Source organism: Streptomyces adelaidensis, from assembly GCF_016598475.1.
Taxonomy (GTDB): Bacteria; Actinomycetota; Actinomycetes; order Streptomycetales; family Streptomycetaceae; genus Streptomyces; species Streptomyces adelaidensis.
Genome location: NZ_JAEMUX010000002.1, coordinates 152,319 through 170,803, shown reverse-complemented (window position 1 = coordinate 170,803; position 18,485 = coordinate 152,319). Strand labels below are relative to the sequence as shown.

Here is an 18,485-nt window from a genome sequence, read left to right as displayed (position 1 = left end):
CCCAGTGCTTACCGAGAGCTCCGGAAATCCCTTATTAGGGGGATTACCAGGAGCTCTTGGTCACGCCCGGCAGCTCGCCACGGTGAGCCATCTCACGGAGGCACACGCGGCACAGGCCGAACTTGCGGTACACGGAGTGCGGACGGCCGCAGCGCTGGCAGCGCGTGTAGCCACGTACTCCGAACTTGGGCTTACGAGCAGCCTTGGCAATCAGAGCCTTCTTCGCCATCTCGCTCACGCCTCCTTGAAGGGGAAGCCGAGGTGACGAAGGAGCGCGCGGCCCTCAGCGTCGTTGGTCGCCGTGGTCACCACGGTGATGTCCATACCCCGGGTGCGGTCGATCTTGTCCTGGTCGATCTCGTGGAACATGACCTGCTCGGTGAGACCGAAGGTGTAGTTGCCACGGCCGTCGAACTGCTTGGGGGACAGACCACGGAAGTCGCGGATGCGCGGCAGCGCGAGCGACAGGGTGCGGTCCAGGAACTCCCACATGCGGTCGCCACGAAGCGTGACGTGGGCACCGATCGGCTGGCCCTCACGCAGCTTGAACTGCGCGATGGACTTACGGGCCTTGGTGACGGCCGGCTTCTGACCGGTGATCGTGGTGAGGTCGCGGATGGCGCCCTCGATCAGCTTGGAGTCGCGGGCGGCGTCGCCCACACCCATGTTGACCACGATCTTGACGAGGCCCGGGGTCTGCATGACGTTCTCGTAGGAGAACTCTTCCTGCAGCTTGCCCGCGATCTCCTCGCGGTACTTCGTCTTGAGACGCGGAGTCGTGGTGGTAGCCATCAGATGTCCTCACCCGTCCGCTTGGCAACGCGGATCTTGTTGCCCTCGTCGTCGAAGCGGTAACCGACACGCGTGACGACCTTGTTGCCGTCCTTCTCAACGACCAGCTGGACGTTGGAGACGTGGACAGGCGCCTCGGTCGTGACGATGCCACCGGCCTGCGAACCCTTGGCGGTCGGGCCGGCCTTGGTGTGCTTCTTGACCCGGTTGACACCCTCGACCAGGACGCGGTCCTCACGGGGGAAGGCCGCGATGACCTTGCCCTGCTTGCCCTTGTCCTTACCGGTGATGACCTGAACCAGGTCGCCCTTCTTGATCTTCATGCTTACAGCACCTCCGGCGCGAGCGAGATGATCTTCATGAACTTCTTCTCGCGCAGCTCCCGGCCGACCGGGCCGAAGATACGGGTGCCACGAGGGTCGCCGTCGTTCTTCAGAATGACAGCGGCGTTCTCGTCGAAGCGGATGTACGAGCCGTCCGGACGACGGCGCTCCTTGACGGTGCGAACGATGACCGCCTTGATGACGTCACCCTTCTTCACGTTGCCGCCGGGGATCGCGTCCTTGACGGTGGCGACGATGACGTCACCGATGCCCGCGTAGCGGCGACCGGAGCCACCGAGCACACGGATGCAAAGGATTTCCTTCGCACCAGTGTTGTCGGCGACACGCAGTCGCGACTCCTGCTGGATCACGTCTATCTCCTGTTTGTCTGCCGGTTCCCGGCAGGGGCCTCAGTGACGAGGACCCCTGCCGAGCCTGGCGGAACTGTCCTGCGGGGATGCCCGCAGGAATTACTTGGCCTTCTCGAGGATCTCGACGACGCGCCAGTGCTTCGTCGCGGACAGCGGCCGGGTCTCCATGAGGAGGACACGGTCGCCGGTGCCGGCGGCGTTCTGCTCGTCGTGCGCCTTGAGCTTGCTCGTGCTGCGGATGACCTTGCCGTACAGGGCGTGCTTCTTGCGGTCCTCGACAGCGACGACGACGGTCTTGTCCATCTTGTCGCTGACGACGATGCCCTCACGGGTCTTGCGGAAGCCGCGCGCCTCAGTGTTGGTCTCAGTCACGTTGTTCTCACTCATCAGGCGCTCTCCACCGTCTCGATGCCCAGCTCGCGCTCACGCATCAGGGTGTAGATCCGCGCGATGTCCTTACGGACGGCCTTGAGCCGACCGTGGTTCTCGAGCTGACCCGTCGCCGCCTGGAAGCGGAGGTTGAACAGCTCTTCCTTGGCTTCGCGGAGCTTCGCCAGAAGCTCCTCGTCACCCAGTTCGCGCAGCTCGGACGCCTTGGTACCGGCCGACATCACGCTTCACCTGCCTCGCGCTTGACGATCCGGCACTTCATCGGCAGCTTGTGAGCGGCGCGAGTCAGGGCCTCACGGGCGATCTTCTCGTTGGGGTAGGACAGCTCGAACATGACCCGGCCCGGGTGCACGTTCGCGATCCACCACTCCGGCGAACCCTTACCGGAACCCATGCGGGTCTCGGCAGGCTTCTTCGTGAGCGGGCGGTCCGGGTAGATGTTGATCCAGACCTTGCCGCCACGCTTGATGTGGCGGGTCATGGCGATACGGGCCGCCTCGATCTGGCGGTTGGTCACGTACGCCGGCGTGAGGGCCTGAATGCCGTACTCGCCGAACGCGACCGTCGTACCACCCTTGGCCTGACCGCGGCGCTTGGGGTGGTGCTGCTTGCGGTGCTTGACCCGTCGGGGGATCAGCATTTCGGTCAGGCCTCCGTTCCGGTGCTCTCAGCCGGAGCGGCAGCCGCCGGAGCCTCGGCCTTGGGGGCCTCGGCGGCGGGAGCCTGCTGCGGCTTGCGACCGCGACCGCCGCGCTCGCCACCACGGCCACCACGGGCCGGGCGGTCGGCGCCACCGCCACCACCACGGGCCGGGCGGTTGCCGGCGCGGGCAGCGGCGTTCTCGGCGCGGACCTCGGCGATGTTCTTGACGTCGCCCTTGTAGATCCAGACCTTCACACCGATGCGGCCGAAGGTCGTCTTGGCCTCGAAGAAGCCGTAGTCCACGTTCGCGCGGAGCGTGTGCAGGGGCACGCGGCCCTCGCGGTAGAACTCCGAGCGGGACATCTCGGCGCCGCCGAGGCGGCCACCGCACTGGATCTTGATGCCCTTGGCGCCGGCCTTCATCGTGCCCTGCATGCTCTTACGCATGGCGCGACGGAAGGAGACGCGGGAGGAGAGCTGCTCGGCAACGGCCTGAGCAACCAGCTGAGCGTCCGTCTCGGGGCTCTTGACCTCGAGGATGTTCAGCTGGACCTGCTTGCCCGTGAGCTTCTCGAGGTCACCGCGGATGCGGTCGGCCTCGGCGCCACGGCGGCCGATGACGATGCCCGGACGAGCGGTGTGGATGTCCACCCGCACGCGGTCACGGGTGCGCTCGATCTCAACCTTCGAGATGCCGGCGCGCTCCATGCCGGACGTCATCATCCGACGGATGGCGACGTCTTCCTTGACGTAGTCCTTGTACAGCTTGTCGGCGTACCACCGGGACTTGAAGTCCGTGGTGATGCCGAGCCGGAACCCATGCGGGTTAACCTTCTGGCCCATTACCGGGTTCCTTCCTTGCTGCTGACGACCACGGTGATGTGGCTGGTCCGCTTGCGGATCCGGTAGGCACGGCCCTGGGCGCGCGGACGGAACCGCTTCAGGGTCGGGCCCTCGTCGACGTACGCCTCGCTGATGACCAGCGAAGAGGCGTCGGTGTGCTCGTAGTTGTGCGCGGCATTGGCGATGGCGCTGTCAAGCACCTTGCCAACCGGCACGCTCGCGGCCTGCGGGGCGAAACGCAGGACGGCCTGAGCCTCCGTGGCGTCCATGCCACGGATGAGGTCCACCACGCGGCGGGCCTTCATGGGCGTGACGCGGATGTACCGCGCCTGGGCCCTGGCTTCCATGGTTGTCCTTCCAGTGTCTGTCATGGTCATTCCACCCCGCGTTAGCGGCGCTTCGACTTCCGGTCGTCCTTGACGTGACCCCGGAAGGTGCGCGTCGGCGAGAACTCGCCGAGCTTGTGGCCGACCATCGACTCGGTGACAAACACCGGGATGTGGATCTTGCCGTTGTGCACCGCGATCGTGTGACCGAGCATGGCCGGGATGATCATCGAGCGACGGGACCAGGTCTTGATGACGTTCTTGGTACCGGCTTCGTTCTGTACGTCCACCTTCTTGATGAGGTGTCCGTCGACGAAGGGCCCCTTCTTGAGACTGCGCGGCATCTAAACCCGCTCCTAGCGCTTCTTGTTCGTCTTGCGGCGGCGGACGATGTACTTGTTCGAAGCCTTCTTCGGCGAACGAGTACGACCCTCCTTCTGACCCCAGGGGCTGACCGGGTGGCGACCACCGGAGGTCTTGCCCTCACCACCACCGTGGGGGTGGTCAACCGGGTTCATCGCCACACCGCGGACGGTCGGGCGGACGCCCAGCCAGCGCTTACGGCCGGCCTTGCCCCAGTTGATGTTGCTCTGCTCGGCGTTGCCGACCTCGCCGACGGTGGCGCGGCAGCGCACGTCGACCAGGCGGATCTCACCGGACGGCATGCGGAGGTGGGCCATCGAGCCCTCCTTCGCGAGCAGCTGCACGGAGGCACCGGCGGAGCGGGCGAACTTGGCACCGCCACCGGGACGGAGCTCGATCGCGTGGATCGTGGTACCGACCGGGATGTTGCGGAGGGCCAGGTTGTTGCCCGGCTTGATGTCGGCCCCGGGACCGTTCTCGACGCGGTCACCCTGCTGCAGGTTGCGCGGGGCGAGGATGTAGCGCTTCTCGCCGTCGGCGTAGTGCAGCAGCGCGATGCGCGCGGTGCGGTTGGGGTCGTACTCGATGTGCGCGACCTTCGCCGGCACGCCGTCCTTGTCGTGACGACGGAAGTCGATCACGCGGTAGGCGCGCTTGTGGCCACCACCCTGGTGACGGACGGTCACACGACCGGAATTGTTACGGCCGCCCTTGCTGTGCAGGGGGCGAACCAGCGACTTCTCCGGCGTGGACCGCGTGATCTCGACGAAGTCGGCGACGCTGGAACCACGACGGCCCGGCGTAGTCGGCTTGTACTTGCGGATTCCCATTTCTCAGTCCTCGTCCGATATCGGACGATCCGACCCGCTTACGCGGTCGGACCGCCGAAGATGTCGATACGGTCGCCTTCGGCAAGGGTCACGATCGCGCGCTTGCTGTCGGCACGCTTACCGAAGCCCGTCTTCGTCCGCTTGCGCTTGCCCTGGCGGTTGATCGTGTTGACCCCGGTGACCTTGACCGAGAAGACCGCCTGGACGGCCTGCTTGATCTGGGTCTTGTTGGAGCCCGGCGCGACGATGAAGGTGTACTTGCCCTCGTCGAGCAGCGCGTAGCTCTTCTCCGACACGACCGGCTTCAGCAGGACGTCACGGTGGTCCGTGAACGACTTGCTGGGCGCGGTGACGACGGTGTTCTTGCCCTCGGTGGCGTGGCGCTTCGCCTTGGCGACGCGCGCGGCCTTGGCGGCCTTGGCCGCCTTGGAGGCGATGCTCGGGTGACGCGTAGCCATCAGGCCTCGCTCCCTTCGGTGTCGGTGGCCGTGTTCGGGCCGGACACGAAGGACTCAAGGGCGGCCTGGGTGAAGACCACATCGTCCGAGACGATCACGTCGTACGTGTTCAGCTGGCCCGGCTCCAGGATGTGGACCTGGGGCAGGTTGCGGGCGGAGAGCCACGCGGCCTCGTCGGCGCGGTCGACGACCAGGAGCAGGTTCTTGCGCTCCGAGATCTTGCCGAACAGCGACTTGGCGGCCTTGGTGGACGGGGTCTCGCCCTCGATCACGCCGGTGACGACGTGGATGCGGTTGTGGCGGGCCCGGTCGGTGAGGGCGTGGCGCAGGGCCGCGGCCTTCATCTTCTTCGGGGTCCGCTGCGAGTAGTCACGCGGCTGCGGGCCGTGGACGACGCCACCGCCGGCGAACTGCGGCGCACGGGTCGAGCCCTGGCGGGCGCGGCCGGTGCCCTTCTGGCGGTACGGCTTCCTGCCGCCACCACGGACTTCACCGCGGCGCTTGGTCTTGTGCGTGCCCTGACGGGCAGCCGCGTTCTGCGCGACGACGACCTGGTGGATCAGCGGGATGCTGATCTTCTCCACGCCGAAGATCTCCGCGGGGAGTTCGACGCTTCCGGTCTTCTCGCCGGCAGGCGAAAGGATGTCAACAGTGCTCATCGGTACCTCAGGCCCCCTTGGCCGCGGTGCGGACCAGGACGAGGCCGCCGTTCGGACCGGGAACCGCGCCCTTGATGAGCAGCAGACCCTTCTCCGCGTCAACGGCGTGGACGGTCAGGTTCTGGGTGGTGACCCGCTCGTTGCCCATGCGACCCGCCATGCGGAGGCCCTTGAACACACGGCCCGGGGTGGCGCAGCCACCGATGGAACCGGGGGAGCGGTGCTTGCGCTGGGTGCCGTGACCGGCGCCGAGGCCCTTGAAGTTGTGACGCTTCATGACACCGGCGAAGCCCTTGCCCTTGCTCTTGCCGGTCACGTCCACCTTGACGCCGGCCTCGAAGACCTCGGCGGAGATCTCCTGACCCAGCGTGTACTCGGAGGCGTCCGCGGTGCGGATCTCGACGAGGTGGCGGCGGGGAGTGACGTCGGCCTTGGCGAAGTGACCCTTGAGGGGCTTGTTCACCTTGCGAGGGTCGATCTCGCCAAAGGCGATCTGGACCGCCTCGTAGCCGTCGGCGTCGTTCGTACGGACCTGGGTGACGACGTTCGGGCTGGCCTTGACGACGGTGACCGGAACAACACGGTTGTTCTCGTCCCACACCTGCGTCATGCCGAGCTTCTCGCCCAGGATGCCCTTGATCTGCTTAGCCATTCTCAGATCACCGGCCTTCAGAGCTTGATCTCGATGTCGACACCGGCCGGGAGGTCGAGTCGCATCAGAGAGTCAACGGTCTTGGGCGTCGGGTCGAGGATGTCGATCAGGCGCTTGTGCGTGCGCATCTCGAAGTGCTCGCGCGAGTCCTTGTACTTGTGCGGCGACTTGATGACGCAGTACACGTTCTTCTCAGTGGGCAGCGGCACCGGGCCCGCGACCGACGCACCAGTGCGCGTCACCGTCTCGACGATCTTCTTCGCCGAGGAATCGATGACCTCGTGGTCGTAGGCCTTGAGCCGGATGCGGATCTTCTGTCCCGCCATGGCTACTCAGTAGTCCTTTGTCTGGTTTAACGCTCTGGAACCCGGTGTTCCCTGACCCGCTCCTCCGACCCACGCGGTCGGGTGTGTCGCGCCCCCGCCGACATAGATGCCCCTTGTTCGAGCATCCCCAGTCCGGGAAACGCGGCCCTTCCGGAACCGCAGGCCGGGGGCGGAAGCCCACCGGGTGCCTGGCCGGCGCCGCACTGACACTTCCCGAAAGATTCCCGTACGTCCGCCCCAGCGCTGCCGTGAGGCAGTTAGGGCGACGAGTACCGTGGGACTCGCTTCCGGTCCTCCCGGCGGGAGGCGCGCAGCATCAACACTCGACCGAGCAACCCCGCTAGTCTGCCATACGGGGCAGCGGCTCCGCCAATCGAGCCGGAGAGATTACCCCGAGAGTGACGCAGGTCAAACCCGGAGGGCTTCCCACAGGCAGCTGGGCCGACGCGTGGAGCGTCCGGGGAGGTTTCGTACCCACCTGCGCCGGCAGGCAGAGTCGCCGTACTGCGCCGGAATGTGTCGTATGAAGATCGTCAGCCGACGAAATTCTTCGGGGGAGCACGACAGGCATGACCGGCTACTCAAGGTCGGGTTCGAGGCACTGGCCCGGCTCGTCGTCGACCTGGCCGACTGCGCGGACGGCATGCGATCCGCGAACGATCCGGCTGTCGACCGCGCGCGGCCCGGCAGCCGCCCCGCCGGCCCGGGTCTTCGCACCACGGTCCGGGCGACCGGGGGTTCGCGAGGCACTCTCATCCTTCCGAATCCATGACGGATCGAGTGGCAGCCCATGGTGCTCCATCAACCGGGCTGTTCCGGAGGCCGACGACATGTACGACGTCTACGCGGCCAATGGCACGCTCCTGGCCCGGATCACCCGCCGTGCCGGGCGGCTCCTGGACCCCGTGTCGCCTATGCCCCGGCGGTCCTCCAGCATGGGGAGGCCAAGAGTTGAGGGACCTCCTCTGGTGGCCCACATGGCAGGGGGCGGTTCGGCGGGTGGTCTTGAGGCGTGCTGCCGGCGGTGGCCTTCTTGCCCTTCGTGACCAGATCCGGCGCGGCTTGACCGTGGCCTTCGCCGCGCGCTTGACCTGGACGGTTTGCGGCCGCGTCCAGTACTCCTCGGCCTCGGGGCCGCCGCCGGCCTTCCACGGACGCGTCTTGACGTCCCAGTGGCACCGCCTCAGTGAGCGGCGCGACCACGAACCAGCGGCGGCCGTGGCGATCCGGCCGGACTGAGCCGCACGTAATCCGTTGGCCCGCCCTCACCCCCGCTCCTACGCTGATCAGGCACATCGGCTGGCACGGGGGAACGTTCATCATGCGTACGCACTATCCGCGGACCAGGCATCTGCCCTGGTCCCCCGGCGCGACCGCCGATGATGTCCGGGTCACCGATCTGGCCGGGATGCGCGGCCGCGAGGTCGTGGTGACGGAGAAGCTCGACGGGGAGAACACGACGCTGTACGCCGACGGCCTGCACGCGCGGTCGCTCGACTCGGCCCATCATCCGTCCCGGACGTGGGTCAAGGCGCTCCAGGCTCGGATCGGGTACGGCATACCCGAGGGCTGGCGGGTGTGTGGGGAGAACGTGTTCGCGCGGCACTCGATCGCGTATGACGACCTGGAGAGCTGGTTCTACGGGTTCTCGGTGTGGGACGGGGACGGGCGCTGTCTGGAGTGGGACCGGACGGTGGACTTTCTGCGGGGGCTCGGGGTGCCTGTGCCGCGGGTCCTGTGGCGGGGTGTGTTCGACGAGCGGGTGCTGCGCGCGCTGCGGCTGGATCTCGGGCGGCAGGAGGGGTATGTCGTCCGGGTCGTGGAGGGGTTCGGCGCGGAGGAGTTCGGGGCGCGGGTGGCCAAGTGGGTGCGGGCCGGGCATGTGCGGACGGATAAGCACTGGATGCACGCGGCTGTCGTGGAGAACGGGCTGGGGGCTGAGTCAGCGCTGTGGGCGCTGCGCTCGGGCGCGACCGTGGACGCCACGGCGCTGGCGGAGGCCGTCGGGCTGTCCGGCGAGGGCGACCCGGAGGCCGTCGCCCGGTTCGACGCGGCGGGGCGGACCGGGGACGACCGGCTCGTCGGCGTACTGGCCGCGCTGTTGCACGACGGAGCCGGAGGCCGGCGGGCGCGGGTCGCGGCACGGCTCGCCGGGGTGCTCGGCATGCCGCTCGCGCGTCGGGTCGCCGACCTCGTGGGGCTGCATCCGGCGCTGCACCGGCCGTATCCGGACGAGGATCGCCGTAGCGGTCTGGCGCGGCTGTCCCTCGCCGCCGATCTCGGTCTGCTGCACGCGGTCGCCCGGGCCACGGCGGGGACGGTGGAGGCGCGTGAGCAGGTGGAGTGGTCGGCGTTGTATGCCGAGGAGGTGGGCGGCCTGGACGAGGGTGCCCTGCGGGAGGCGTTCGCCGGGCTGCCGGCCGACGCGGCCGTCCGGTGCCGGGCCGAGGCGCGGGAGGCGTATGCGCGGGGGCGGATCGGGGGTGCGGACGAGGCCGTCGCCGCGACCTGGCGCTGGCGGTCGGGTGCCTTCCCGAAGTTGATCCTTTCGGCCGGTCCGGCGGGGAGTGGCAAGAGCACGTTCGGGCGGGGGCTCACGAGCGTTGACGCGTACGTGTCATTGGACGAGCTGCGCGAGGCGCATGGCGCGCGTGCCGATCAGCGGGCCAACACGGACGTCCTGCGTGCGGGGCTCGACCGGCTGGACGGGGCGCTGGCCGCCGGGGGGACGGTGGTGTGGGACGCCACCTCGCTCAGCCACCGGCAGCGCTCGCTGGTCCACACGGTCGCCCAGCGCCGTAACGCCCTGATCACCCACGCCGTGATCCTGGTCGACGAGGACGAGTTGATACGACGCAACGCCCGCCGCGAGCACCCGGTACCGCCCGAGGTACTCACCGCCCAGCTGCGCCGCTTCGCCCCGCCGTATCCGGGCGACGCGCATCGCACCTGGTACATCGGGGCGAGCGGGACCATAGAGGAAGAGGTCTGAGGAGCCGTGCGGACGAGCGAGGAGATCTACCACCGGGTGCGCTGGGACGCGCGCTTCGACCCGGCCCGCTTCGTGCTCGGCGTCCTCCAGCGAGGCGCCGCGCCCAAGCGGGTCCCGCTGCCCGCGTTCGTGCCCGGCGGCGAGATCCCGTGGCACCGGGTGCTGTTCTTCGAGGCGGACGGCGAGGTGGTGTGGGACCGGGCCACGGGGGTGGACCGGATCGACGCGACGCGGGCGGGGCGGGTGCGGGAGGCCCGGCTGATCCGGGCGCCGTTCTTCACGGCCCGTACGCCGTACGCGTGGGACGGGGAGGAGTGGGTGCCCGCGGCTCGTTCATCGCGCGGGGACGCGACCGGGACCGGGGCCGGCTCCGGCGGAGTGCGGGTGCTGACCTGGAACACCCTCTGGGACCGGTACGACGCCGACCGCGTCGACAGTGCCCGGCGCCGGCCGCTGCTGCTGCGGGCCCTGCGCGACGCCGAGGTGGACGTGATCGCGTTGCAGGAGGTCGAGGCGGAGCTGGTGACCATGCTCCTGCGCGAACCCTGGGTGCGGTCAGAGGGCTGGACTCTGGGGACGGACCCCCGGGGGCGGGACGTGGACGCGTACGGTCTGCTGCTCCTGAGCCGGCTGCCGGTCCGTGAGGCGGCGTTGCACGCGCTGGGGCCGCACAAGGCGGTGACGGCGTTGGTCGTGGAGGCGCAGGGGGCCGGTGTGGGGCGGCCTCTCGTGGTCGCGGCGACGCATCTGAGCAGCGACCACTCCGAGAACGGGGCCGGTCGCCGCGCCGCCGAACTGGCCCGTGTCGCCGAGGGGTTGGCGGGCCTGGACGCCGATCTGCTCCTGCTGGGCGACTTCAACGACGGCGGCGACACACCACAACTGACGCTCGGCATGCGGGACGCGTGGAGCGAGACGTACGGCCCTGACGACGCGACCCCGACCTTCGATCCGGGCGTCAACCCGCTGGCCGCGATCTCGTCCCTGACGGGCCGGGTGTCGCGGCTGGACCGGGTGCTGTTGCGCGGGGAGGGCCTGCGGGTACGGCGGGCCGAGCTGTACGGGGACACGCCCACGGCGGAGGGACTGTACATCTCGGACCACTACGGGGTGCGGGTGGAGGTGGTACCGGGGGCGGCGGACGGGCAGGACGATTCCGTACTCGACCGTCTCGACGCCCGCCCGACACCCCGTACGGCACTCGCGTGGCTGCCTCCCGAGGAGCTCTGGGCGCCGTTGCAGGACATCCGCCGGGAGCACGACCCGCAGATCCACCGCTGGCCTCCCCATGTGAACCTGCTCTTCGGCTTCGTACCGGAACACGTTTTCGAGCAGGCGGCGTCGGTGCTGGCTGCGACCACCGCGACGGCTCCGTTCGACGCCCGGCTGGAAGGCGTGCACTGGTTCGGGCACCGGGACGACGCCACGGTGTGGCTGGACCCGGCGGCGGGCGGCGAGAGGCCATGGGCCGAGCTGCATCGCACACTCGTACGCCACTTCCCGCACTGCCGTGGCCGCCACGCGGGCTTCACCCCGCACCTCAGCCTGGGCCGCACCACCGACCCGAACGCCCTGGCCGCCGCCTGCGCGGCCCGGCTCGCCCCCATCCCGGCCAGGGTCGGCGAGCTGGCGCTGCTGTCGCGGCGCGGGGACGAGCCGATGCGGGTGCGGGCGACGGTGAGCCTGGGGACGGGAGAGGTGCGCTGGAGGGAGGAGACGGCCCCGCCCGAACGCAAGTCCGAACGCAAGTCCGACAAGGAGGTCGTCGGTGTGGCCGTCGGTGTGGCCGACCGGATCACCCGCCGTATCGCGGACGCGTTGCCCGACGGCGTCGTACACGTCGTCGGCTCCCGGCGCATGGGGTGTGCGCTGCCCGGTGCGGACCTGGATCTGGTGGCAGTGCTGCCCGGCACGGTCGAACTGGCCGCAGTTCAGGCGCAGTTGAGTACGGCCCTCCCCGAGGCGACGGACGTACGCGAGGTGGTCGGGGCACGTGTGCCGGGCCTGCGGCTGCGGCTCGGCGGGCCGGATGTGGTGGGCCCGGAGATGGGCTCAGAGACGGGCTTGGCGATGGGCTTGGATGTGGACCTGGTCGTCGTGGCCACCGGTTCGATGGCTCCGGACGAGGCGGTGGACCGGCGGGCCGAGCTGGGGGAGGCGGCGGCGATCGCGCTGAGCGCGGTGAGCGACGCGGACGCGGTGGTCGCGTCGGCGGGTGCCCACGGGCCGGCCTTCACCCGGCTGGCCAGGCAGGTCAAGGCGTGGGCGAGGGCCCGGGGTCTGGACTCGGCACCGTTCGGCGGCCTGCCGGGCCTGGCCTGGTCCGTCCTGGCGGCCCGCACCGCGAGCGAGGCGGGCGACCTGCCGCCGGACGAGCTGCTGCGGCACTTCTTCGCGACGTGGGCGGCGTGGGACTGGCACGAGCCGGTGGGCGCGCCCGGCCTGTCGCCCCTCCCCCTCACCATCACGACGCCCTCGGCTCCGGTGCGCCCCTGCACGGACCAGGTCACGGAGGGCATGCGCGACCTCATCACCCAAGAGCTGTTCCACGCTTGGGAGTTGACGGAGGCGAGCACGCTTCCGCTTCCGCTCCCGCTCCCGTGGGCCGAACTCCTCGCCCCTCCTCCACTCCACCGCCGCCACGCCGCCTGGGCGATCGTGACGGCGGGCGAGGGATCGGATGAGGGGCGGGTACGAGGCCGGATGCGGGCTCTGGTGACCGACCTCGCGGAGGCGGCCCCCGAGTGCCACGCCTGGCCCCGCCCCTTCACCACGGCCCCCACCACCCGCTATGCCATCGGGCTGGGCCAGACCCCACCGACCGCCGACGTCGTGAAGGGCGTAGCGGAACGACGGCTGCGCGGTCTGGCGGAGGTCACGCTGACATGGGTGGAGGGGGGCGAGGTCCCGACCCTGTACTGAGCGCCGCTCGGTCTACCGGCGGTCAGCGCACGTCGACGTAGTCCGCCGCGCCGGTCGCGGTGCCGGTCGTCGTGTTGCCGTAGTACACCCAGCGCCAGGAACCGTCGGTGGCGGCGGTGACCGTGGTCTTGAGGACACCCGTGCTACTCGTGGTGGCCTTCTTGACCGCCTTGAAGGTGTCGGTGCCCTTCGCCTTGAACTGGAGGGTCACCGTGCGGCCGCTGTAGGCGCCGTACTTCTTGGTGCTCCAGTTCGCCCGGGTCAGCTTGCCCGTGACGGTGATCTTCTGGCCCTTGGTGACGGGCTCCGGCGAGGCGTTGGCGGTGGCCTTGGCCGCGCGCTTGAGCTGGACGGTCCTGGACCGGGTTTCGAGTTCCTCGGTCTTGAGGCCGCCGTCGGCCTTCCACAGGCGCAGCGAGACGCCGACCTTCCAGGTGGTGGCGTCGCTGTTGGAGTCGACGTGCTCCTGGCTCGGGTGCGGGTCGATGTAGAGGTTGCCCTCGCAGCGGGCGTGCTTGGAGTCGATCTCGTAGCAGGTGTAGCTGCCCGGCTGGATGAAGTTCTCTCCGGTGTCGGCCGCCGTCTCGATGCTGCCTCGGTAGAGGAACGGCGACGCGTCGTAGCGGGACGGGTTCGCGGTGCTGTACCCGGACGGCAGAGCGATGTTGAAGCTGAGGGGCGGCTCCACCTCCTTCGACGTGCCGACCACGATCGGCTTGCCGTTGTTGATGACGATGTCCGACACGGTGATACCGGTGTCAGCCGCCTGTGCCGCCGGGGCGCCGAGCACCGAGAGAGCCAGCGCTCCCACGATCGTGGCCACCGCGGCGGTACGTCTGCCTGCGTTCATTCACACCTCTCCGGAGGGTGCGGGATATGGAGGCGGCAGACTACCAATGACGTGATCATGCCTCCCGAGCGCGGAGGACATCCTGCGGATCCTGGACCGCCGCGGCCTCGACGTCTCGGACGCCGACCGCGAGCGCATCACGTCCTGCGACGACCTGGACGTGCTGGGCCGCTGGTTCGACCAGGCCATCACGGCCGCGTCGACAGCGGAACTCTTCACCGAGGGCTGAGCCCCCACCCGGGCGAGGGGCAGCCGCAACGGCCGCCCCTCGCCCGGCCCCCGGCTCAACCCCACCTCACCGCCCCGCCGCCAACCCCTCCCCCAACGCCCCGTACGCCGGCTTCCGCCCGTACCCCTCGTCCATCGGTGTAGCCGCGCCCTGGCCCCCGAAGACGCCCGGCACCCAGGAGTACCGGTCCGTGTAGCCCCACACCGTGAAGGACTTGCAGCTCCGGGCGCCGAGGCACGCGTCCAGCAGCCGCCGGAAGTAGGACGCCTGGGTCGCGAGCTTCGCCTCGTCCACCGGCAGGATCATCCGTACGTCGACCTCCGTGAACGCCGTCTGCATGCCCAGCGCCTCGAAGCGGGCCAGGTTCGCGGAGACGTCACCCGGGAAGCCGTACTGGATGGCGAGGTGGGCCTGGGCGCCGAAGCCCTGTACCGGGACGCCCTCCGCGCGCAATCGCTTCGCCAGTTCGTAGTACGCCGTGGACTTCGGGTTGACGCCCTCGACGTTGTAGTCGTTGAGGAAGAGCTTGGCCCGGGGGTCGGCGGCGTGGGCCCAGCGGAAGGCGTCGGCTATGTAGGAGGGGCCGAGCTGCTGCAGCCAGATGGAGTTCCGCAGGCTGCCGTCCTCCTCGAAGACCTCGTTCACCACGTCCCACTGCTGGATCCGGCCCTTGTACCGCTTCACCTCGGTGGTGATGTGCTTCCGAAGGATCACGCGCAGCTCCGCCGCGCCGATCGAACCGTCCGCCACCCCGGCCGTCAGCCAGCCCGGCAGCTGGCTGTGCCAGACCAGGGTGTGCCCACGGACCACCTGGCCGTGGGCACGGGCGTAGCGGACCAGGTCGTCCGCCGGCTTCCAGTCGTAGACCCCACGCTGCGGCTCGACCGACTCCCACTTCATGACGTTCTCGGCGGTCACGGAATCAAACTCGCGTGCCGTCGTACTGCGGTACGTCCGGTCGTCCGCCAGGGCCGCCATGTCGACGGCCGTGCCGATGCGTACGTCGGCCCGGTGCGCCAGCGTCCTCAAGGGCGGGCCGCCGTGCGCCGAGGCCGGCTGCGCTGCCACCCCCGTGGCCAGCAGCGCCCCGGCGGCCAGCGCGAGCACGGGCATGCGGAAGCGGTTCGTGTGGCTCATCTGTCGTCCCCTCTCAGATCCGGCGGCTCTCCAGCGGCCCCAGATACGTCGGCGTCAGCCCACCCGTGTCGATCACCAGGCGCTGAAGGATCACCGTCGGATCGACCATCCAGAACTTCAGCCGGTGCACACCGGCCGTCCCCAGCGCGTGCCGCGTCGCCGTCACGTTCACGTTGTCCGACGTGTTGCGCGCCCACTGCTTGTTCATGAGCCCGTCGTCGGCCCCGGTGACGGCGTTGATGTCGACGACCTGCGGCTCACCGTCGTCGAACGACACCCCGTACCGCAGACCGCCCGTCGCGAGCGTCGGATTCCGTGGCGAGACATACGCCCGGACCGTCACCTCACCCGGCGCCGACAACAGGCTGACCTCGTACTCCAGGCGCGGCCCGGCCCCGCCCGGTGTCTGCCGAGCGGCGGTCACCGGCCACGGCGTCACCCCGGCCCCCGTACGGCCGATCCGCTCGATCCGCCGCCACCCGATCCCCTTGGCACCCACCGCCCACACATGGTGCTCCGCGTCGATCGCGACGTACCCGCCCGCCTCGACGAAGCCCCGCAGCCCTCGTGCCACCTTCCCCGACGGCTTCTGCGCGACGGCCTTCACGGTCACCGAGGCCCCCGCCCCGCTCACCGTCAGCACACCCTCGGCCCCGCCGCCCGGCACCCGCCCCCACTCGACCCGCACCCCCACCCGTACCTGCTCCTCGACCCGCCCCCCCACCCGTACCTGCTCCTCGACCCGCCCCTTCGACCGCTCCACCACCAGCCACGGCACCGACGACTCGATCCGGTACTCGAAGGGCGTACGCCCCCGGTTGAACACCTCGACGTACTGCTGGGGCCGCGTCTGATACGGGCTGAACACCGGAAGCACCGCCTCGGCGGTGGACCGGGGCCACCACTGCCCCGAGTCGTCCGCCCCGTCCACCGCCACCCCCAACTCGGCGGCCTCCGGCACCTCGATCCGCCGCACCTTGGGGAAGATCTCGTCCGGCAGCGCCACGTTGTTCTTCTCGGGCTGCTGCCATCCGGCGTTGGGGCCGTAGCGCTCCACGTCCCCGTACCCGATGTGCGGCTGGGTCTGGAAGCCTCGCCACTTGCCGCCCGCGACCTCGGTGTTGAAGCGGTCGGCCAGCGCGAAGTCCCGCTCCAGTCCTGCCTCCGCCGCCGCGGCCAAGGCATTCGTCGCCGCCCTCCCCTGCCCCGCGTACAGCAGGTTCTTGAACTCCGCCTCCCGCAACCCGTACAGATTCGCCGTGGCCAGCACCGCGTACCCGACCAGCTCGAACCACGTGTCCCTTCACGCCCGCCGGAAGCCTCCGCCCCACCCGCTCGGCCCGCTTCGCCAGCGCCCGCCACTCCGCGGTGACCCGCTCCAGCTCCCGATGGCCGAAGTAGAAGGGCGTCTCCTGGTCGTCGTAGACGATCGCGCGCTCGTCCTTCGTCGGGTCCTTCGACGCGTCGAGCGTGATCCGCCGGTTCAGCAGCTCGGGCTTCCGGCGCGCCTGGAGCTGCCCGTACTCGCTCAGCACCTCGGCGATCTCCTCCGATACCGAGGCCGACGCCGATGCCGAAAGCCCGGACTCGCCCCCGAAATTCTGCCGAGCGAACCTCCGCTCCCACTCCTCCAGGTTCTCCGGGCCACCCGTCCCCCGACGCCCGGGATTCCAGGCGTAGTCGAGGAAGAACTCGGTCGGCAGCTCGTTCCCCTTCAGGTCCCCGACATTCACCACCCACAGCCCGTGATTGCCGTACGCGTCCGCCTCGTGCAGCTGCTCCCACAGGTTCGCGAGGTTCGCCGTGTCGACCCACTTGTAGTTGCGGCCGACGCCCACGTAATCGAAGTGGTAGTACAGCCCGTAGCCGCCGGCCCGAGGCTCGGCGGGGTCCGGATGCTTGCGGATGTTCCCCCAGTTGTCGTCCGTCAGGACCACCGTGACGCCGTCCGGCGCCCGCAAGCCCCGGTCCCAGTACCGCTGGACCTCCTTGTAGAGGGTCCAGACCTGCGGGGTCTCGTCGACCGGCTTCCCGGTCACCTCGGCGATGATCCCGCGCTGGGTCTCGATGATCTCCGTCATCAGTTCGATGCCGTCGCCGTCCGGCAGGCTCGTGTCGCCGTTCCCCCGCATCCCCAGCGTGACGACGCCCTCGAAGTCCTCCTCGACCATCCGCTTGATGCCGTCCCGCCAGTACGCCCGGATGGCCTCGGCGTTCCGTCGGTACGACCACTCGCCGGTGCCGCCGTACGGGTCGTGCCCCGGGGTCACGATCGCGCCGGAGGAGTCCCGCACCGCCGGCACCGCATGCCGGTTCCACTCCTCGATACCCCGCATCATGGGCGCCTCATGAGACGTGCCCATGACAATCCCATACCGCTTCGCGCGGGTATGGTTCTCCGGGTCGTCCTCGGCGAAGGCCCTCCCCCACACCGCCGGCCAGACGTAGTTCCCCTTCAGCCGCAGCAGCGCCTCGAAGACCTTCGCCCAGAAGTCCGCGTTGAAGCCACCGGGATGCCCGGGCGCCTTCCCGGGCCCGAAGTACGCCGGCGCCCACGTCCCGAGCGCCGGGTTCTCGTCGTTGATGAAGATCCCCCGGTACTTCACGGCCGGCGTCCCCTGACCGAAGCGCCCCGGCCGTACGTACACCGCGTCCCGGCGCACCGGCGGCACGTCGTCCCACCAGTACCAGGGCGAGACCCCGAGGCCGTACGAGACGTCGTACGCCCCGAAGATCGTCCCGCGCGGATCGCTGCCCGCGACCACGAAGGCCCTCTCCACCCCCGGCATCGGCCGCTCGACGACCGTCTGCAGCGAGGTCTCCCACTTGCCGCGTACCCCCGGTGACGTCCAGTTTCCCGGCGGCGATCAGCCCGTCGATCAGCGGGCTGCGACCGATCGTCCCCACCAGCACGACCTCGGGCCCGGCCGAGTCCCCCGGCCGAACACCCGTCACCCGCTCGATGTCGTCACGCAGATCCCCTGCGACCCGTACGACTCCGGGGTGATCCTCGGGGCTGACGACGACCGGAGCGCCGACGAGCGGGAACCCGCCGGGCACGGGCGAGAAGGAGAGGTACGCCCCCGGGTCCACCACCCGCGGAGCCCCGCCCTCGGCACCGGCCCCACCCTCAGCGCCGGCCCCGCCTTCGACACCGGTCCCGTCCTCGGCACCGGCCCCACCTTCCGCACCGGCTCCGTCCTCCGCGCGGGCGACCCCCGACAGCACCGGCACCGCGGCGGCGCCAACGCCGACACCGGCCCCCAGAACGACCCTGCGGCTGACGTACCCAGACATGCCACACCCCTCCACCCGGTATTTGCTCAGCGGCATGACAAATAGTGAGGGGAGTGCAGCGTGGGAACAACAGGTCGAACCCG

The 18,485-nt window shown here is 69.6% G+C and carries 19 protein-coding genes and 1 pseudogene; 2 read left to right on the top strand and 18 right to left on the bottom strand.

What is annotated here, in order from left to right; genetic code table 11:
• Positions 1 to 43 precede the first annotated feature (43 nt).
• The 15 genes from I8N67_RS01735 to rpsJ form a co-directional block, all read right to left on the bottom strand.
• On the bottom strand, positions 44 to 229 hold the full coding sequence (locus tag I8N67_RS01735; protein ID WP_003948630.1) for a type Z 30S ribosomal protein S14: 186 nt from the start codon (positions 227 to 229) through the stop codon (positions 44 to 46).
• A gap of 5 nt (positions 230 to 234) precedes the next feature.
• Entirely contained in the window at positions 235 to 792 is a 558-nt protein-coding gene (rplE, locus tag I8N67_RS01730; RefSeq protein WP_005481216.1) for a 50S ribosomal protein L5, read from the bottom strand.
• Entirely contained in the window at positions 792 to 1,115 is a 324-nt protein-coding gene (gene rplX, locus I8N67_RS01725; protein ID WP_006376030.1) for a 50S ribosomal protein L24, read from the bottom strand. The genes rplE and rplX overlap by 1 nt, the downstream gene beginning before the upstream one ends.
• Before the next feature lie 2 nt (positions 1,116 to 1,117).
• The gene (gene rplN / locus I8N67_RS01720) at positions 1,118 to 1,486 is read right to left on the bottom strand and encodes a 50S ribosomal protein L14 (RefSeq protein WP_003992364.1); all 369 of its coding nucleotides are present in this window, start codon (positions 1,484 to 1,486) and stop codon (positions 1,118 to 1,120) included.
• Between the two features lie 99 nt (positions 1,487 to 1,585).
• Entirely contained in the window at positions 1,586 to 1,873 is a 288-nt protein-coding gene (rpsQ, locus tag I8N67_RS01715; RefSeq protein ID WP_200300735.1) for a 30S ribosomal protein S17, read from the bottom strand.
• Positions 1,873 to 2,097: a 50S ribosomal protein L29 gene (rpmC, locus tag I8N67_RS01710; protein WP_003998824.1), complete on the bottom strand. Its 225-nt coding sequence runs from the start codon at positions 2,095 to 2,097 to the stop codon at positions 1,873 to 1,875. Before rpmC ends, rpsQ begins: the two co-directional genes overlap by 1 nt.
• Positions 2,097 to 2,516 carry a 50S ribosomal protein L16 gene (rplP, locus tag I8N67_RS01705; RefSeq protein WP_004927269.1) on the bottom strand — a complete coding sequence of 140 codons (420 nt, stop codon included), beginning with the start codon at positions 2,514 to 2,516 and terminating at the stop codon, positions 2,097 to 2,099. Before rplP ends, rpmC begins: the two co-directional genes overlap by 1 nt.
• A 5-nt stretch (positions 2,517 to 2,521) precedes the next feature.
• Positions 2,522 to 3,361: a 30S ribosomal protein S3 gene (gene rpsC, locus I8N67_RS01700; RefSeq protein ID WP_200300734.1), complete on the bottom strand. Its 840-nt coding sequence runs from the start codon at positions 3,359 to 3,361 to the stop codon at positions 2,522 to 2,524.
• Positions 3,361 to 3,708, bottom strand: coding sequence for a 50S ribosomal protein L22 (gene rplV / locus I8N67_RS01695; RefSeq protein ID WP_200300733.1), 348 nt, complete (start codon positions 3,706 to 3,708; stop codon positions 3,361 to 3,363). The genes rpsC and rplV overlap by 1 nt, the downstream gene beginning before the upstream one ends.
• A 41-nt stretch (positions 3,709 to 3,749) precedes the next feature.
• Positions 3,750 to 4,031: a 30S ribosomal protein S19 gene (gene rpsS, locus I8N67_RS01690; RefSeq protein ID WP_190037505.1), complete on the bottom strand. Its 282-nt coding sequence runs from the start codon at positions 4,029 to 4,031 to the stop codon at positions 3,750 to 3,752.
• A gap of 12 nt (positions 4,032 to 4,043) precedes the next feature.
• Complete coding sequence (gene rplB / locus I8N67_RS01685) at positions 4,044 to 4,880, bottom strand: 50S ribosomal protein L2 (protein ID WP_200300732.1); 837 nt, start codon at positions 4,878 to 4,880, stop codon at positions 4,044 to 4,046.
• A gap of 38 nt (positions 4,881 to 4,918) precedes the next feature.
• On the bottom strand, positions 4,919 to 5,338 hold the full coding sequence (rplW, locus tag I8N67_RS01680; protein WP_200300731.1) for a 50S ribosomal protein L23: 420 nt from the start codon (positions 5,336 to 5,338) through the stop codon (positions 4,919 to 4,921).
• Complete coding sequence (gene rplD / locus I8N67_RS01675; RefSeq protein ID WP_200300730.1) at positions 5,338 to 5,997, bottom strand: 50S ribosomal protein L4; 660 nt, start codon at positions 5,995 to 5,997, stop codon at positions 5,338 to 5,340. The genes rplW and rplD overlap by 1 nt, the downstream gene beginning before the upstream one ends.
• Before the next feature lie 7 nt (positions 5,998 to 6,004).
• Positions 6,005 to 6,649 carry a 50S ribosomal protein L3 gene (rplC, locus tag I8N67_RS01670; protein ID WP_200300729.1) on the bottom strand — a complete coding sequence of 215 codons (645 nt, stop codon included), beginning with the start codon at positions 6,647 to 6,649 and terminating at the stop codon, positions 6,005 to 6,007.
• Between the two features lie 17 nt (positions 6,650 to 6,666).
• The gene (rpsJ, locus tag I8N67_RS01665; RefSeq protein ID WP_003948644.1) at positions 6,667 to 6,975 is read right to left on the bottom strand and encodes a 30S ribosomal protein S10; all 309 of its coding nucleotides are present in this window, start codon (positions 6,973 to 6,975) and stop codon (positions 6,667 to 6,669) included.
• Positions 6,976 to 8,296: 1,321 nt separating this feature from the next.
• Between rpsJ and I8N67_RS01660 the strand changes: the two genes are divergently transcribed.
• Positions 8,297 to 9,967 (top strand): RNA ligase family protein, encoded by a 1,671-nt coding sequence (locus tag I8N67_RS01660; RefSeq protein ID WP_200300728.1) that lies wholly within the window; start codon positions 8,297 to 8,299, stop codon positions 9,965 to 9,967.
• A gap of 6 nt (positions 9,968 to 9,973) precedes the next feature.
• A complete protein-coding gene (locus I8N67_RS01655) occupies positions 9,974 to 12,889 on the top strand; it encodes a poly(A) polymerase (protein ID WP_200300727.1) in 2,916 nt (971 codons plus the stop codon).
• 22 nt (positions 12,890 to 12,911) lie between these two features.
• Here the strand turns inward: I8N67_RS01655 and I8N67_RS01650 are convergent, their stop codons facing one another.
• The 3 genes and pseudogenes from I8N67_RS01650 to I8N67_RS01640 form a co-directional block, all read right to left on the bottom strand.
• Complete coding sequence (locus tag I8N67_RS01650) at positions 12,912 to 13,739, bottom strand: hypothetical protein (RefSeq protein WP_200300726.1); 828 nt, start codon at positions 13,737 to 13,739, stop codon at positions 12,912 to 12,914.
• A 295-nt stretch (positions 13,740 to 14,034) separates the two neighbouring features.
• Complete coding sequence (locus I8N67_RS01645; protein ID WP_200300725.1) at positions 14,035 to 15,105, bottom strand: endo-1,4-beta-xylanase; 1,071 nt, start codon at positions 15,103 to 15,105, stop codon at positions 14,035 to 14,037.
• A 13-nt stretch (positions 15,106 to 15,118) separates the two neighbouring features.
• Positions 15,119 to 18,402 (bottom strand): annotated as a pseudogene (locus I8N67_RS01640) (glycosyl hydrolase 115 family protein).
• Positions 18,403 to 18,485: the final 83 nt, after the last annotated feature.